This window comes from Rhizobium sp. CG5, assembly GCF_023701945.1.
Classification (GTDB): Bacteria; Pseudomonadota; Alphaproteobacteria; order Rhizobiales; family Rhizobiaceae; genus Allorhizobium.
This window is the reverse complement of record NZ_JABAEF010000008.1, coordinates 86,305-101,281: the sequence shown is the minus strand read 5'-3', so window position 1 is coordinate 101,281 and position 14,977 is coordinate 86,305. Positions and strand designations below refer to the sequence as shown.

Sequence of the window (14,977 nt, the reverse complement as noted above, 5' to 3'; positions counted from 1 at the left end):
CACCCCGCCGGAGTGCGAAAGCCTCCGGCGGGACGGTTGAAGTGGTGGCTGAGGCAAGCATGACGGAAACTTCGAACGCTATTCTGGCGGCCAGCGGGGTCTGCAAATATTTCCCCGGCGCGATCGCCCTCGACCATGTCGATTTCCATCTTCGACGCGGCGAGATCCATGCGCTGCTCGGCGAAAACGGTGCCGGCAAATCGACCCTGGTGAAATGCCTGACCGGTGCCTATCGGCGCGATGACGGGCAGATTATGCTCGACGGCGCCGATATCGACCCGAAGGATACCCACGCCGCCCAATCGCTCGGCATCGGCACCGTCTACCAGGAGGTCAATCTGCTGGGTAACCTGACGGTTGCCGAAAACCTCTATCTCGGCCGCCAGCCGCGCCGCTTCGGCCTGATCGACACCCGCCGCATGAACGAACAGGCAAGGCAATTGCTGGAAGGCTACGGCATCGACATCGATGTGAAGGCCGAACTCTCGGTCTATTCGGTGGCCATCCAGCAGGTCGTGGCGATCGCCCGCGCCGTCGATCTCTCCGGCAAGGTGCTGATCCTCGACGAGCCGACCGCCAGCCTCGATGCGCAGGAAGTCGAGATGCTGTTCCGCATCATGCGCGACCTCAAGGCAAAAGGCCTCGGTATCGTCTTCATCACCCATTTCTTAGGCCAGGTCTACGAGGTCGCCGACCGCGTCACGGTGCTGCGCAACGGCTGCCTGGTCGGCACCGCCGAAACGGCGTCGCTGGATCGCAAGGCCCTGATCTCGATGATGCTCGGCCGGGAACTCGCCGCCATCGAGGAGAGCCATCACGCCACCGCCGAGCCAGACGGCCCGATCCGCTATCAATTCAGCAGTTTCGGCCGGCGAGGGCGGGTTCAGCCCTTCGATCTCGCAATCCGCGCCGGTGAAGTGGTCGGCATGGCTGGACTGCTTGGATCGGGACGGACGGAAACCGCCGAAACCCTGTTTGGCGTACGTCCCGCCGATAGCGGCAGCGCCGAGATCGATGGCAAGCCGGTGAAGATCGGCAGCCCGCGCGAGGCCATCCGCCTCGGCTTCGGTTTTTGCCCGGAGGACCGCAAGATCGACGGCATCGTCGGCGACCTGTCGATCCGCGAGAATATCGCGCTGGCGCTGCAGGCGCGGCGCGGCTGGCTGAAGCCGATGTCTATGCGCGAACAGGTGGAACTCGCCGATCACTATATCGCCGCCCTCGACATCCGCACCACCGACCGCGAAAAGCCGATCCGGCTGCTGTCCGGCGGCAACCAGCAGAAAGTGATCCTCGCCCGCTGGCTGGCCACCGATCCGCAATTCCTGATCCTCGACGAGCCGACCCGCGGCATCGATGTCGGGGCCCATGCCGAAATCATCAAGCTGATCGAGGACCTCTGCGCCAAAGGCCTGTCGCTGCTGGTCATATCCTCCGAACTCGAGGAATTGCTGGCCTATAGCTCGCGGGTCGTGGTGCTGCGCGACCGGCGCCATGTCGCCGAACTGTCCGGGCCCGAGATGACCACGACCCATATCGTCGATGCCATTGCCGCCCAGACCGCCGAAGGGAGCGCGGCATGATCCAGCATCTGAAACCGCTCGCTCGCCGGCTGGCGCCGCAGCTGATCGCCTTGGCCGTCATCCTGACCCTGAATGTCATCGCCTTTCCCGGCTTCTTCGACATCGAGATCCAGAACGGCCGGCTCTATGGCAGCCTGATCGACGTGCTGAACCGCGGCGCGCCCGTGGCGCTGCTGGCCGTCGGCATGACGCTGGTGATCGCCACCAAGGGCATCGACCTCTCGGTCGGCGCGGTGATTGCCATCACCGGTGCGGTCGCTGCCGCAACCATCTCCGGCGGTGCGTCACTGCCCTACACGCTCGGTCTGGTGCTGGTCGCCGGCCTGCTGTGCGGGTTGTGGAACGGCGTGCTGGTCGCCGTGCTCGGCATCCAGCCGATCATCGCCACCCTGGTGCTGATGGTCGCCGGCCGCGGCATCGCGCAACTGATCACCGAAGGCACGATCCTGACCTTCACCGATCCGGGCCTGGTCTTCATCGGCAGCGGTGCTTTGTTTCTGCTGCCCATGCCGGTGCTGATCTTCATCGCCTTTGCCATTGCCATCGCTTTCCTGGTGCGCGGCACGGCGCTCGGCATGCTGGTCGAATCGGTCGGCATCAATCGTCGCGCCAGCACCCTGTCGGGGGTCGGCACGCCGGTGCTGTTGATCGTCGTCTATGGTCTCTGCAGCCTGGCCGCCACCATCGCCGGCCTGATCGTCGCCGCCGATATCAAGGGCGCGGACGCCAACAATGCCGGTCTCTGGCTGGAACTCGATGCCATCCTCGCCGTCGTGGTCGGCGGCAATTCGCTGCTCGGCGGCCGGTTCAGCATTGCCGGATCGCTGCTCGGTGCGCTGATCATCCAGTCGATCAATACCGGCATCCTGCTCTCCGGCTTTCCGCCGGAATTCAACCTGATCATCAAGGCCGCCATTATCGTGATCATTCTCGTCATCCAGTCGCCCGCCCTGCAGCAGCTTGGCCTCTATTTCAGGCGTGCGCCAAGCGGTGCCGGGGAGTGATGCCGATGACCCTGAATGCCCGTTATCTGCCTGTTCTGGCCACCGTCGTCATCTTCATCACCGCCTATGCGGTCTGCGCCCTGCAATTCCCGGCCATGCTCTCGGTCCGGGTGATCAGCAACCTTTTGACCGACAACGCTTTCCTCGGCATCGCCGCGGTTGGCATGACCTTCGTCATCCTGTCGGGCGGCATCGATCTCTCGGTCGGCGCGGTCATCGCCTTTGCCGGCGTCTTCCTGGCCGTCCTGCTCGAAAACACCGGCGTCCACCCCGTCGTTGCCTTTGCGTTGCTGCTGGTCATCACCACGGCCTTCGGCGCCCTGATGGGGGCGGTGATCCACTATCTGGAAATGCCGTCCTTCATCGTGACGCTCGCCGGCATGTTTTTGGCGCGCGGCATGGCCTTCGTGCTGTCGATCGACAGCATCCCGATCGCCCACGACTTCTATTCGGTGATGCGCAAGACCTTCTACAAGCTGCCCGGCGGCGGGCGCCTGACGCTGATCGGCGGCATCATGATCCTGGTCTTCATCATCGGCGCGCTGATCGCCCACCGCACCCGCTTCGGCGCCAATGTCTATGCGCTGGGCGGCGGTGTGCAGACGGCCCGGCTGATGGGCGTGCCGGTCGGCCGCACGACGATCCTGACATACGCCTTGTCGGGCCTGCTGGCCGGTCTCGCCGGCATCGTCTTCTCGCTCTACACCTCGGCCGGCTATCCGCTTTCGGCGGTCGGCGTCGAACTGGATGCGATCGCCGCGGTGGTGATCGGCGGAACGCTGTTGACCGGCGGTTCGGGCTTCATCGCCGGCACATTCATCGGCATTCTCATCCAGGGATTGATCCAGACCTACATTACCTTTGACGGGACCCTTTCCAGTTGGTGGACGAAAATCCTCATCGGCCTACTGTTGTTTGCCTTCATCCTGTTGCAGAAGGGCATTCTCGCCCTGTCGCGCAAAGGCAGTGGATGACGAGAGAGAAAGGGTTTCATCTTGTACAACGGATTGCTCGGACCCGTGACGATAACCGGCTCGCGCACCAGCCATGGCCAGGTCGTCGATGAGATTGGCACGGCCATCATCAGCGGCGAGTTTCCGGTCGGCAGTGTCCTGCCGGGCGATCTGGAGCTGGCGCAACGTTTTCACGTCTCGCGCACCGTGCTGCGCGAGGCGATGAAGACACTGGCTGCCAAGGGACTGGTCGTGCCGAAGGCGCGGATCGGCACCCGCGTCACCGACCGGCAGTTCTGGAACATGTTCGATGGCGATGTGCTGACCTGGCATTTCGAATGCGGCGTCAGCGAGGACTTCCTGCTCAGCCTCTATGAGATCCGCCTGGCCTTCGAGCCGGCCGCCGCCGCCCTTGCCGCGGAAAAGGCGACACCGGAGGCGATCGACATCCTGCGGCAGCTGGCCGAGGATCTCGGCAATCCCGATCACACCACCGAAAGTCTGGCGATCGCCGATCTGCGCTTCCACATGGCGCTCGCCAATGCCTCCGGCAATCCCTTCATGCGCACGCTCGGCAGCCTGATCAAGGCGGCGCTGGTCGGTGCCTTCAAGCTGTCCTCGACACCGGCCGATAGAATGCGGGTCTCCGACGTCAAGGCCTCCCACATGGCGATCGTCGAAGCGATCGAGAGCCGCGATACGGCCGCGGCTCGGACCGCCATGGAAAAGGTCATCCTGGTCGGCCGGGACCGGGCGCAGGCAAGTTTTGCCGCGCAGCGCGGCTGATCCTTCCTTTCCCTTATCGTTTGATCTGCTGAGGGCGCGCCGCTTCTCGCCGTGCCTTGCCGAAGGGCGGCGCTGCGTGGTAGCTCATCCCAGCTTTTGACCACGCATATCAGGGAGTCTCACCATGGACCGCAGCTGTTTGGCCGTTATTCTTGCCGCGGGCGACAGCACGCGCATGAAATCCTCGATGTCGAAAGTGCTGCATCCGGTGGCCGGCCGGCCGATGATCGCCCATGTCATGGCGGCCATCGCCAAAGCCGGTATCAGCGATGTGGCGCTGGTCGTTGGCCGCGATGCCGAGGCCGTTGCCAAGGCGGCCGGGGTCGATGGCCTGCAGGTGACGCCCGTCCTGCAGACCGAACGGCTTGGCACCGGCCATGCCGTGCTGACCGCTCGCGACGTGATCGCAAAGGGTTATGACGAAATTCTCGTCGCCTATGGCGATGTGCCGCTGATCACCGAAGGCCCGCTGCTGGCCGCCCGCGCCGCCCTTGCCGCCGGCAATGACATTGCCGTCATCGGCTTCCACACGGAGCGTCCGACCGGCTATGGGCGCCTGCTCGTCGAGAGTGGCGAACTGGTCGCTATCCGCGAGGAAAAGGACGCCACCGATGCCGTGCGCCAGGTCACCTGGTGCAACAGCGGCCTGATGGCGATCAACGGCCGCAAGGCGCTCGATCTGCTGCAGCAGATCGGCAATGCCAATGTGAAGGGCGAATATTATCTGACCGACCTCGTCGAAATCGCCCGCTCAGCGGGCGGCAAGGCCGTCGCCGTCGATGCGCCGGAGGCCGAGCTTGCCGGCTGCAACAACCGCGCTGAACTGGCGCAGATCGAGCGGGTCTGGCAGGAGCGCCGCCGCCACGAGCTGATGTTGTCCGGCGTCAGCATGATTGCGCCCGAAACCGTCTTTCTCGCCTATGACACGGTGATCGGCCAGGACGCGCTGATCGAGCCGAACGTCGTCTTCGGTCCGGGCGTCGTGATCGAGCCAGGTGCGGTCATCCATGCCTTTTCCCATCTGGAAGGCGCCCATGTGGCGACCGGCGCAACCGTCGGCCCCTTCGCCCGGCTGCGGCCCGGCGCCCATCTCGCCGAAGGCTCCAAGGTCGGCAATTTCTGCGAGGTCAAGAAGGCCGAGATCGGCCGCGGCGCCAAGGTCAACCATCTCACCTATATCGGCGACGCCTTCGTCGGCGCCGAGACCAATATCGGCGCCGGCACCATCACCTGCAATTACGACGGCGTGAACAAGCATATCACGAGGATCGGCGAGGGCGCCTTCATCGGCTCCAACTCGTCGCTGGTCGCACCCGTTTCGATCGGCGACGGTGCCCTCATTGCCTCGGGCAGCGTCATCACGCAGGACGTGCCGGCCGATGCGCTGGCGCTTGGCCGCTCCCGCCAGGAAATGAAGCCCGGCCGCGCCAAGGAGATCCGCGCCCGCAACCTGGCGGCGAAGGCAGCGAAGAAATCCGGTGCGTGAACGGGAGCTGCCTTCCGTAACGGAACGATACCGAATGTGACCGGCTTCGCGATTGCGGAAATTGCGAAAATCATTAGGACTGGCGCCACAGTTAAAGCCAGACGGAGAATTTCATGTGCGGTATCGTCGGTATTGTCGGTAACAGGCCGGTGGCGGAGCGTCTTGTCGACGCCCTGAAGCGGCTCGAATATCGCGGTTATGATTCCGCCGGCGTCGCCACCATTCACGATGGCGTCATGGAGCGCCGCCGCGCCGAAGGAAAACTGTTCAATCTTGAGAAGAAACTGTCCGACGAACCGCTGGCCGGCACGATCGGCATTGCCCATACCCGCTGGGCCACCCATGGCGTGCCCAACGAGACCAATGCCCATCCGCATTTCGTCGAGGGCGTCGCCGTCGTGCACAATGGCATCATCGAGAATTTCTCCGAGCTGCGCGATGCGCTGACGGCGGAAGGCGCCGAATTCACCACCCAGACCGACACCGAAGTCGTCGCCCAGCTGCTCGCCAAATATCGCCGCCAGGGCCTCGACAACCGCGCCGCCATGCTCGCCATGCTCAACCAGGTCACCGGTGCCTATGCGCTGGTGGTGATGTTTCAGGACGACCCGGATACCATCATGGCAGCCCGCTTCGGACCGCCGCTGGCCATCGGTTTCGGCAAGGACGAAATGTTCCTAGGTTCCGATGCCATCGCGCTCAGCCCCTTTACCAACGAGATCGCCTATCTGGTCGATGGCGACTGCGCCATCATCCATCACGGCGGCGCCGAGATCATGGATTTCTCCGGCAAGCCGGTGAAACGTCCGCATCAGATCTCCCAGGCGACCGCCTTCATGGTCGACAAGGGCAATCACCGCCATTTCATGGAAAAGGAAATCTACGAGCAGCCGGAAGTGATCTCCCACGCCCTCTCCCATTATGTCGATTTCCAGGACCATTCGATCAAGCCGAATGTCTCGGCGATTGATTTCAAGGCCCTGCGCGGCCTCGCCGTCTCGGCCTGCGGCACCGCCTATCTGTCGGGGCTGATCGGCAAATACTGGTTCGAGCGCTATGCCCGCCTGCCGGTCGAGATCGATGTCGCCTCCGAGTTCCGCTATCGCGAAATGCCGCTGTCCACGGATCAGGTCGCCCTGTTCATCTCGCAGTCCGGCGAAACCGCCGATACGCTGGCCTGCCTGCGCTATTGCAAGCAGGAGGGCCTGAAGATCGGCGCCATCGTCAATGTCAAGGAATCGACCATTGCCCGCGAGGCCGATGCGGTCTTCCCGATCCTGGCCGGCCCGGAAATCGGCGTCGCCTCGACAAAAGCCTTTACCTGCCAGCTGGCGGTTCTGGCGGCCCTGGCGATCGGCGCTGGCAAGGCCCGCGGCACGGTGACCCCGGCCGACGAAAAGCAGCTGGTGCGCAGCCTTGCCGAAATGCCGCGCATCATGAGCAAGGTGCTGAACGACATCCAGCCGCAGATGGAAAGCCTGGCCCGCGAACTGTCGAAGTTCAAGGACGTGCTCTATCTCGGGCGCGGCACCAGCTATCCGCTCGCCATGGAAGGTGCGCTGAAGCTCAAGGAAATCTCCTATATCCATGCCGAAGGTTATGCGGCCGGCGAATTGAAGCATGGGCCGATCGCGCTGATCGACGAGAACATGCCGGTGATCGTCATCGCCCCCCATGATCGATTCTTCGAAAAGACCGTCTCGAACATGCAGGAGGTCGCTGCCCGCGGCGGCCGCATCATCTTCATCACCGACGCGAAGGGGGCGGCCGCCTCCAAACTGCCGACCATGGCGACCATCGTCCTGCCGAATGTTGCGGAAATCATCTCGCCGATGGTCTTCTCCCTGCCGATCCAGCTGCTCGCCTACCACACCGCCGTCTTCATGGGCACCGATGTCGACCAGCCGCGCAATCTGGCGAAATCGGTCACGGTGGAATGATCATCAGGCCTGAGCAACCGGGCGACGAAGAGGCGATCGGCGAGATCACCGAAGCCGCCTTTGCCGGCAAGGATTACAGCGACCAGACCGAACACCGGATCGTAACCCGCCTGCGCGCCGCCCATGACTTGACCATTTCCCTTGTGGCTGAAGACGAGGAGGGCATCATCGGCCATATCGCCTTCTCGCCGGTGACGCTGTCGGGCGGCGAGAAAGACTGGTACGGGCTTGGTCCGGTGTCCGTGCGTCCGGATCGCCAGGGCGAGGGCATCGGCGCCCGGCTGATCCGCCACGGTATTGCCCGACTGCGGGATCTCGGAGCCCAAGGCTGCGTGGTCGTCGGCAGCCCGAAGCTTTATCCCAAGTTCGGCTTTGGTCATCACGCAGGTTTGACCTACCCTGATTTGCCGGCTGAATATTTCATGATTTTGCCCTTGCGAGGGCCTGTGCCATCCGGCATTGTCGCCTTCCATCCTGCGTTTTATGGCAGTGCAGCATAACGGCGGTACGATGAACGAAAGCCCAGAGACCATCTCCGTGGCGACGCGCCTCCGGAACAATTTCCTGACGGGATTGATCATTTGCGCGCCGATCGCCATCACCATCTGGCTGACCTGGTCGTTTATCCGCTGGGCCGACAGCTGGGTGAAACCCTATATTCCCGATCGCTACAATCCCGAAAGCTACCTGCAGTTCGCCGTGCCCGGCTTCGGCCTGCTGATTGCCGTCATCACCATCACGGCCGTCGGCTTTCTCGGCAAGAACCTGATCGGCCGCTCGATCGTTACCTTCGGCGAGCAGATCTTTCACCGCATGCCGCTGGTCCGCACGCTCTACAAGAGCCTAAAACAGATCTTCGAATCGGTGCTGAAGGACCAGTCCTCCTCCTTCAAGAAGGTCGGGCTGGTCGAATTTCCCAGTCCCGGCATGTGGGTGCTGGTGTTCATCGCCACGGATGCCACCGGCGAGATCGCCGCGCGGCTTAACGAGGACGGTCAGGAAATGGTCGCGGTCTTCCTGCCGCCAACCCCGGTGCCGACCGCCGGTTTCCTGATGTTCGTGCCGCGCCACAAGCTGAAGCTGCTGGACATGACCCCGGAAGAGGGCGCCAAGCTGCTGATTTCAGGCGGCTTGATCGTGCCGAACTACAAGCTGCCGCAGCCAGAGCCTGCCCCTATCCCGCCCGCAGAAACCTGATCGCCTCGTCGCGACGGTGCAGGTACAGCAGCACGCGCATCGCCTCTCCGCGCTCCGACATCAGATCGGGATCGCGCTCCAGCAGATAGGCGGCGTCCTTGCGGGCAATCTCCAGCAGATCGCCATGGGCCTCGAGGCTGGCGATCCGAAACCCCGGCGTGCCCGATTGCCGGGTTCCCAGCAATTCGCCTTCGCCGCGCAGCTTCAGGTCCTCCTCGGCAATCAGAAAACCGTCCTCGCTGTCGCGCAGGATCGACAGCCGCGCCCGGCCGGTCTCGCTGAGCGGCCCCTTGTAGAGCAGTATGCAGGTCGAGGCATCCGCGCCGCGTCCGACCCGGCCACGCAGCTGGTGCAGCTGGGCCAGGCCGAAGCGCTCGGCATGCTCGATCACCATGATCGTCGCATCCGGCACGTCGACACCGACCTCGACCACCGTGGTGGCGACCAGCAGCCGCGTCTCGCCAGACTTGAACGCCAGCATCGCAGCATCCTTTTCCGGGCCGCTCATCCGGCCGTGTACCAACCCGACCGACGGGCCGATCGCCTGGGTCAGCACCGCATGGCGCTCCTCCGCCGACATCAGGTCGGAGACCTCGGACTCTTCGACCAGCGGGCAGATCCAATAGGCCTTCTTGCCATCGGCGACGGCGGCGCGCAGCCGCTCGACGATCTCGCCGGTCCGTTCGCTCGGCACCGTCACCGTCTGGATCGGCTTGCGGCCGGCCGGCTTTTCCGTGAGCTTCGACACGTCCATATCGCCAAAGGCGGCCAGCACCAGGGTGCGGGGAATGGGCGTCGCGGTCATCACAAGCATATGCGGCGAGATGCCCTTGGCGGTCAGCCGCAGCCGTTGATGCACGCCGAAGCGGTGCTGCTCGTCGACCACCGCCAGCATCAGGTTGTGATAGGTGACGCTATCCTGGAACAGCGCATGGGTGCCGATGACGATCTGCGCCTGTCCAGACGCAATGCGCTCGGTAATCGCCTCGCGTTCGCGGCCCTTGGTGCGGCCGGTCAGCACCTCGACCGTGATGCCGGCCGCCGCCGCAAAGGTCGAGATCGTCGCATGGTGCTGGCGGGCGAGGATTTCGGTCGGCGCCATCAGCACCGCCTGGCCGCCGCTCTCGATGACGGCCGCCATGGCCATAAGCGCCACCAGCGTCTTGCCGGCCCCGACATCGCCCTGCAGCAGCCGCAGCATGCGCTGGTCGCTCGCCATGTCCTTCAGGATATCGGCCACCGCCGCGGTCTGGCTTAAGGTCGGCGAAAAGGGCAGGGCGGCCAGAATCTGGGCCGATAGGGTGCCCGTCGCTCTGACCGGTGTGCCTGCCACCTTGCGCAGCTTCTGGCGCACCAGCGCCAGCGACAATTGCCCGGCCAGGAATTCGTCATAGGCCAGCCGGCGCCTTGCCGGCGCCTGAGGGTCGATATCCATCTCGTCGCGCGGGTGATGCAGCCCGATCAGGCTGTCGCGGGCGCTGGGGAACCCCTGACGCTCGACCAGCGGCCCGTCGATCCATTCGGCAAACTCCGGCACCCGCTCAAGCGCCTGTTCGATCGCCTTGCGCAGCACTTTCGGCGACAGGCCCGCCGTCAGCGGATAGACCGGCTCGACCATCGGCAGGTTGCCGGCTTCGCTCGCCTTCACCATGTAATCGGGATGGACCATCGACGGCCGGCCGTTGAACCAGTCGACCTTGCCGGACACCATGACCGTCTCGTCGATCGGCAGGGCATTTTCCAGCCAGTTGGCCTTGGCGCGGAAGAAGGTCAGCGCCAGTTCGCCGGTCTCGTCATGCAGGAAGACCCGGTAGGGATGGCTGCTCTTGCCGCGCGGCGGCGGCTGATGGCGATCGACCCGTCCGGTCACCGTGACGATGGCGCCCTGCTGGGCCAGCGCAATGCCCGGCTGGTTGCGCCGGTCGATCAGCCGGTGCGGCGCCACGAACAGGAGATCGATGACCCGGCAATCCTCGGCATCCTCGCGCCCCAAAAGGCTTGCCAGCAATTGCGCAAGCTTCGGCCCGACGCCGGTAAGCGACGCGATGGGCGAGAACAGGGGATCGAGCAGGGCAGGTCGCATGATGGCTGGCAAAATGCGACGAGAATTACGCCCTTGGCAAGGCTGACAAGCCGGTAGCGACGCGTTATAGAGGCGCATCAACAGGAAGGTGGCATGGCGATGACTGGATTGACCCGCAGCAGTTCCGATCTGGATCCCCGCCGCAAGCGTATCCTGTTTCGCTGTTGGCATCGCGGCATCCGCGAAATGGACCTGGTGCTCGGCGAATTCTCCGAAGCCGAGCTTGCCGGCCTGTCGGACGACGACCTGGACGAGCTGGAAGTGATCATGGCCGAGGAAGACAACGACCTGGTGCGTTGGATTACCGGCGCCGACCCCTTGCCGGAGCGTTTCAATACCCCACTTTTTGCACGCATCGCCTCCTACAAGCCGGACTTTTCGCCGGTCACGGTCGAGGCACTCGGTAAGGCCTGATGACATCCTTCTTCGACGCCAAGACAATCGCGCGGACCGATGCCGCGCTGACGCTCGCCAATGTGCCGGACGGCATGGACGCCTTCCTGCTGGCCGATCTCGCTCGCCAGGGCCGGCCGGTCGCCTATGTGCTGTCGGATGGCCAGCGTATGGCCGATATCGAGCAGATGCTGTCCTTTGCAGCACCGGAAATCCCTGTCCTGACGCTGCCCGCCTGGGACTGCCTGCCCTATGACCGGGTGTCGCCCAGCGCCGATGTCTCGGCCCGCCGTCTGGCGGCGCTGACCGGGCTGATTGCCCATGCCAAAAAGCCCCATGCCGGCATCGTGCTGGTCACCGTCAATGCCCTGTTGCAGCGCCTGGCGCCGGCCGAGATCATCGAAAGCCTGGCCTTTTCGGCGAAACCCGGCAACCAGGTCCGCATGGACGATGTCGCCGCACGGCTGGAGCGCAACGGTTTCGACCGGGTGGCAACGGTGCGTGACGTCGGCGAGTTTGCGGTGCGGGGCGGCATTCTCGATGTCTTCGTGCCCGGTTCCGAAGAGCCGGTGCGGCTCGATTTCTTTGGCGATACGCTGGAAAGCATCCGCTATTTCGATCCGGCCAGCCAGCGCACCACCGGCCAGGCCCGCTCGCTCGATCTGAACCCGATGAGCGAAGTGACGCTGACGCCGGAAACCATCGGGCGGTTTCGCAAAAACTACCTGTCGCTGTTCGGCGCCACGACCCGCGACGACGCGCTCTATGCCGCCGTCTCCGAAGGCCGGCGTTATGCCGGCATGGAACACTGGCTGCCGATGTTCTACGACGGGCTGGAGACGGTCTTTGATTATCTGAACGGCTTCATGATCGTCACCGATCATACGGTGCGCGAGGCCGCTCAGGAGCGCGCCAAGCTGGTGCGCGACTATTACGAAGCGCGCCTCAACTCGGCTACACCAGGCAAGGGCCACCTCAGCCAGGGCACACCCTACAAGCCCGTGCCGCCCGAGCATCTCTATCTCGGCGCCGCCGAATTCGGCAAGGCGCTCGATGCGGTCAATCCGCTCAGGCTGACGCCCTTTGCCGAGCATGACGGCGAGACCCGCAAGGTCATCGAGATCAAGGCCCGTTCCGGGCCGCGCTGGGCCAAGAATGCCACCGAAAGCGCCGACGAAGGCCGCCGCAATGTCTTCGACCAGGCGGTCAAATATATCGCCGAAAAGCGCGCTAGCGGTTCGCGCGTGCTGATCTGCGGCTGGTCGGAAGGCTCGCTCGACCGCCTGCTGCAGGTGCTGAACGAACATGGTCTGGAACGGCTGAAGCCTGTCGCCTCGTTTGCCGATCTCGATACGCTCAAGAAGGGCCAGGCGGCCACCGCCGTGCTCAGCCTCGAGGCCGGCTTCGAGGCGGGCGACCTGGTGGTCGTCGGCGAACAGGACATTCTCGGCGACCGCATGGTGCGCCGCTCCAAGCGCCGCAAGCGCGGTGCCGATTTCATCTCGGAGGTGGCCGGCCTCGACGAAAACGCCATCGTCGTGCATGCCGAACACGGCATCGGCCGGTTTATCGGGCTGCGCACCATCCAGGCCGCCGGCGGCCAGCACGCCTGCCTCGAGCTGATGTATGCCGACGAGGCAAAGCTCTTCCTGCCGGTCGAGAATATCGAACTGCTGTCGCGCTACGGCTCGGAAAACAGCGATGCCCAGCTCGACAAGCTCGGCGGCGGCGCCTGGCAGATGCGCAAGGCCAAGCTCAAGAAACGCCTGCTCGACATGGCTGGCGGCCTGATCCGCATTGCCGCCGAGCGGATGATGCGCACCGCACCGGTTCTTGCAACCCAGGAAGGCCTCTACGACGAATTCGCCGCCCGTTTCCCCTATGACGAGACGGAAGACCAGATGAGTGCCATCGAGGCGGTGCGCGGCGACCTCTCGGCCGGCCGGCCGATGGACCGGCTGATCTGCGGCGACGTCGGCTTCGGCAAGACGGAAGTGGCGCTGCGCGCCGCCTTTGTCGCCGCCATGAACGGCATCCAGGTGGCCGTCGTCGTGCCGACCACGCTGCTCGCCCGCCAGCATTTCAAGACCTTTACCGAGCGCTTCCGTGGGCTGCCGATCCGCATCTCCCAGGCCTCCCGCCTGGTCGGCTCGAAGGAGCTGGCGCTGACCAAGAAGGAAGTCGCCGAAGGCCGGACCGATATCGTCGTCGGCACCCATGCGCTGCTCGGCGCCGGCATTTCCTTTGCCAATCTCGGCCTCTTGATCATCGACGAGGAGCAGCATTTCGGCGTCAAGCACAAGGAGCGCCTGAAGGAGCTGAAATCGGACGTGCATGTGCTGACCCTGTCGGCGACGCCCATCCCGCGCACCCTGCAGCTGGCCATGACCGGCGTGCGCGAACTGTCGCTGATCACCACGCCGCCCGTCGACCGCATGGCGGTGCGCACCTTCATCTCGCCCTTCGATCCCCTGGTGATCCGCGAGACGCTGATGCGCGAGCATTACCGCGGCGGCCAGAGCTTTTATGTCTGCCCGCGGCTGGCCGACCTTGCCGATATCCAGGCGTTTTTGCAGTCGGATGTGCCGGAGCTGAAGGTCGCTATCGCCCATGGCCAGATGCCGGCCGGCGAGCTCGAAGACATCATGAATGCCTTCTACGACGGCAGCTATGACGTGCTGCTGTCGACCACCATCGTCGAATCCGGCCTCGACGTGCCGACCGCCAACACGCTGATCGTGCACCGCGCCGACATGTTCGGGCTCGCCCAGCTCTACCAGCTGCGCGGCCGTGTCGGCCGCTCCAAGGTGCGCGCCTTCGCGCTTCTGACGCTGCCGGTCAACAAGGTGCTGACCACCACGGCCGAGCGCCGCCTGAAGGTGCTGCAGTCGCTCGACACGCTTGGCGCCGGCTTCCAGCTCGCCAGCCACGACCTCGACATCCGCGGCGCCGGCAATCTCTTGGGCGAAGAACAGTCCGGCCATATCAAGGAAGTCGGCTTCGAGCTTTACCAGCAGATGCTGGAAGAGGCGGTCGCCGAGGTCAAGGGCGATGACGAGGTGCGCGACACCGGCTGGTCGCCACAGATCCAGGTCGGCACATCGGTGATGATCCCCGACGACTACGTGCCCGACCTGCACCTGCGCCTCGGCCTCTATCGCCGGCTCGGAGAAATCACCGACCTCAACGACATCGACGGCTTCGGCGCCGAGATGATCGACCGCTTCGGCGCCATGCCGGTCGAGGTCCAGCATCTGCTGAAGGTCGTCTATATCAAGGCGCTATGCCGCAAGGCCAATGTCGAGAAGCTGGAAGCGGGTCCGAAGGGCGTCGTGGTACAGTTCCGCCACCGCGAATTCCCCAACCCCGCCGCCCTTGTCGGCTATATCGCCAAGCAGGGCTCGATGGCCAAAATCCGCAGCGACCACAGCGTCTTCCTAACCCGCGACCTGCCGACCCCGGAAAAGCGCCTGCAGGGCGCAGCCGTGGTGATGACGCAGCTGGCGGAGCTGGCGAAGGGGTGAAGGGGCGGGTATCGCGCGCTTCGGTTAT

At 64.3% G+C, this 14,977-nt stretch carries 11 protein-coding genes; 10 read left to right on the top strand and 1 reads right to left on the bottom strand.

Annotation, left to right across the window (positions count from 1 at the left end; translation table 11 throughout):
* The first annotated feature begins 59 nt into the window (after nt 1-59).
* The 8 genes from ytfR (at nt 60) to HGO38_RS14800 (ending at nt 8,949) form a co-directional block, all read left to right on the top strand.
* A complete protein-coding gene (ytfR, locus tag HGO38_RS14835) occupies nt 60-1,583 on the top strand; it encodes a galactofuranose ABC transporter, ATP-binding protein YtfR (RefSeq protein ID WP_250956673.1) in 1,524 nt (507 codons plus the stop codon).
* On the top strand, nt 1,580-2,587 hold the full coding sequence (locus HGO38_RS14830) for an ABC transporter permease (RefSeq protein WP_250956672.1): 1,008 nt from the start codon (nt 1,580-1,582) through the stop codon (nt 2,585-2,587). The genes ytfR and HGO38_RS14830 overlap by 4 nt, the downstream gene beginning before the upstream one ends.
* Before the next feature lie 11 nt (nt 2,588-2,598).
* The gene (yjfF, locus tag HGO38_RS14825) at nt 2,599-3,561 is read left to right on the top strand and encodes a galactofuranose ABC transporter, permease protein YjfF (RefSeq protein WP_250956844.1); all 963 of its coding nucleotides are present in this window, start codon (nt 2,599-2,601) and stop codon (nt 3,559-3,561) included.
* 45 nt (nt 3,562-3,606) lie between these two features.
* Nucleotides 3,607-4,326: a FadR/GntR family transcriptional regulator gene (locus tag HGO38_RS14820; RefSeq protein ID WP_250956671.1), complete on the top strand. Its 720-nt coding sequence runs from the start codon at nt 3,607-3,609 to the stop codon at nt 4,324-4,326.
* 124 nt (nt 4,327-4,450) lie between these two features.
* Nucleotides 4,451-5,812, top strand: a complete 1,362-nt coding sequence (gene glmU / locus HGO38_RS14815; protein ID WP_250956670.1) for a bifunctional UDP-N-acetylglucosamine diphosphorylase/glucosamine-1-phosphate N-acetyltransferase GlmU — start codon at nt 4,451-4,453, stop codon at nt 5,810-5,812.
* A gap of 113 nt (nt 5,813-5,925) precedes the next feature.
* Nucleotides 5,926-7,752 (top strand): glutamine--fructose-6-phosphate transaminase (isomerizing), encoded by a 1,827-nt coding sequence (gene glmS, locus HGO38_RS14810; RefSeq protein WP_250956669.1) that lies wholly within the window; start codon nt 5,926-5,928, stop codon nt 7,750-7,752.
* On the top strand, nt 7,749-8,252 hold the full coding sequence (locus tag HGO38_RS14805) for a GNAT family N-acetyltransferase (RefSeq protein WP_250956668.1): 504 nt from the start codon (nt 7,749-7,751) through the stop codon (nt 8,250-8,252). Before glmS ends, HGO38_RS14805 begins: the two co-directional genes overlap by 4 nt.
* A 10-nt stretch (nt 8,253-8,262) precedes the next feature.
* On the top strand, nt 8,263-8,949 hold the full coding sequence (locus HGO38_RS14800; RefSeq protein ID WP_250956667.1) for a DUF502 domain-containing protein: 687 nt from the start codon (nt 8,263-8,265) through the stop codon (nt 8,947-8,949).
* Here the strand turns inward: HGO38_RS14800 and recG are convergent.
* A complete protein-coding gene (gene recG, locus HGO38_RS14795) occupies nt 8,927-11,032 on the bottom strand; it encodes an ATP-dependent DNA helicase RecG (RefSeq protein ID WP_250956666.1) in 2,106 nt (701 codons plus the stop codon). The two genes, HGO38_RS14800 and recG, sit on opposite strands and share 23 nt — an antisense overlap.
* Before the next feature lie 99 nt (nt 11,033-11,131).
* On the opposite strand from recG, the gene HGO38_RS14790 reads away from it, so the two are divergent.
* Both HGO38_RS14790 and mfd read left to right on the top strand, forming a co-directional pair.
* Nucleotides 11,132-11,446 (top strand): FAD assembly factor SdhE, encoded by a 315-nt coding sequence (locus HGO38_RS14790; protein ID WP_250956843.1) that lies wholly within the window; start codon nt 11,132-11,134, stop codon nt 11,444-11,446.
* Nucleotides 11,446-14,949 (top strand): transcription-repair coupling factor, encoded by a 3,504-nt coding sequence (gene mfd / locus HGO38_RS14785; RefSeq protein WP_250956665.1) that lies wholly within the window; start codon nt 11,446-11,448, stop codon nt 14,947-14,949. The genes HGO38_RS14790 and mfd overlap by 1 nt, the downstream gene beginning before the upstream one ends.
* Nucleotides 14,950-14,977: the final 28 nt, after the last annotated feature.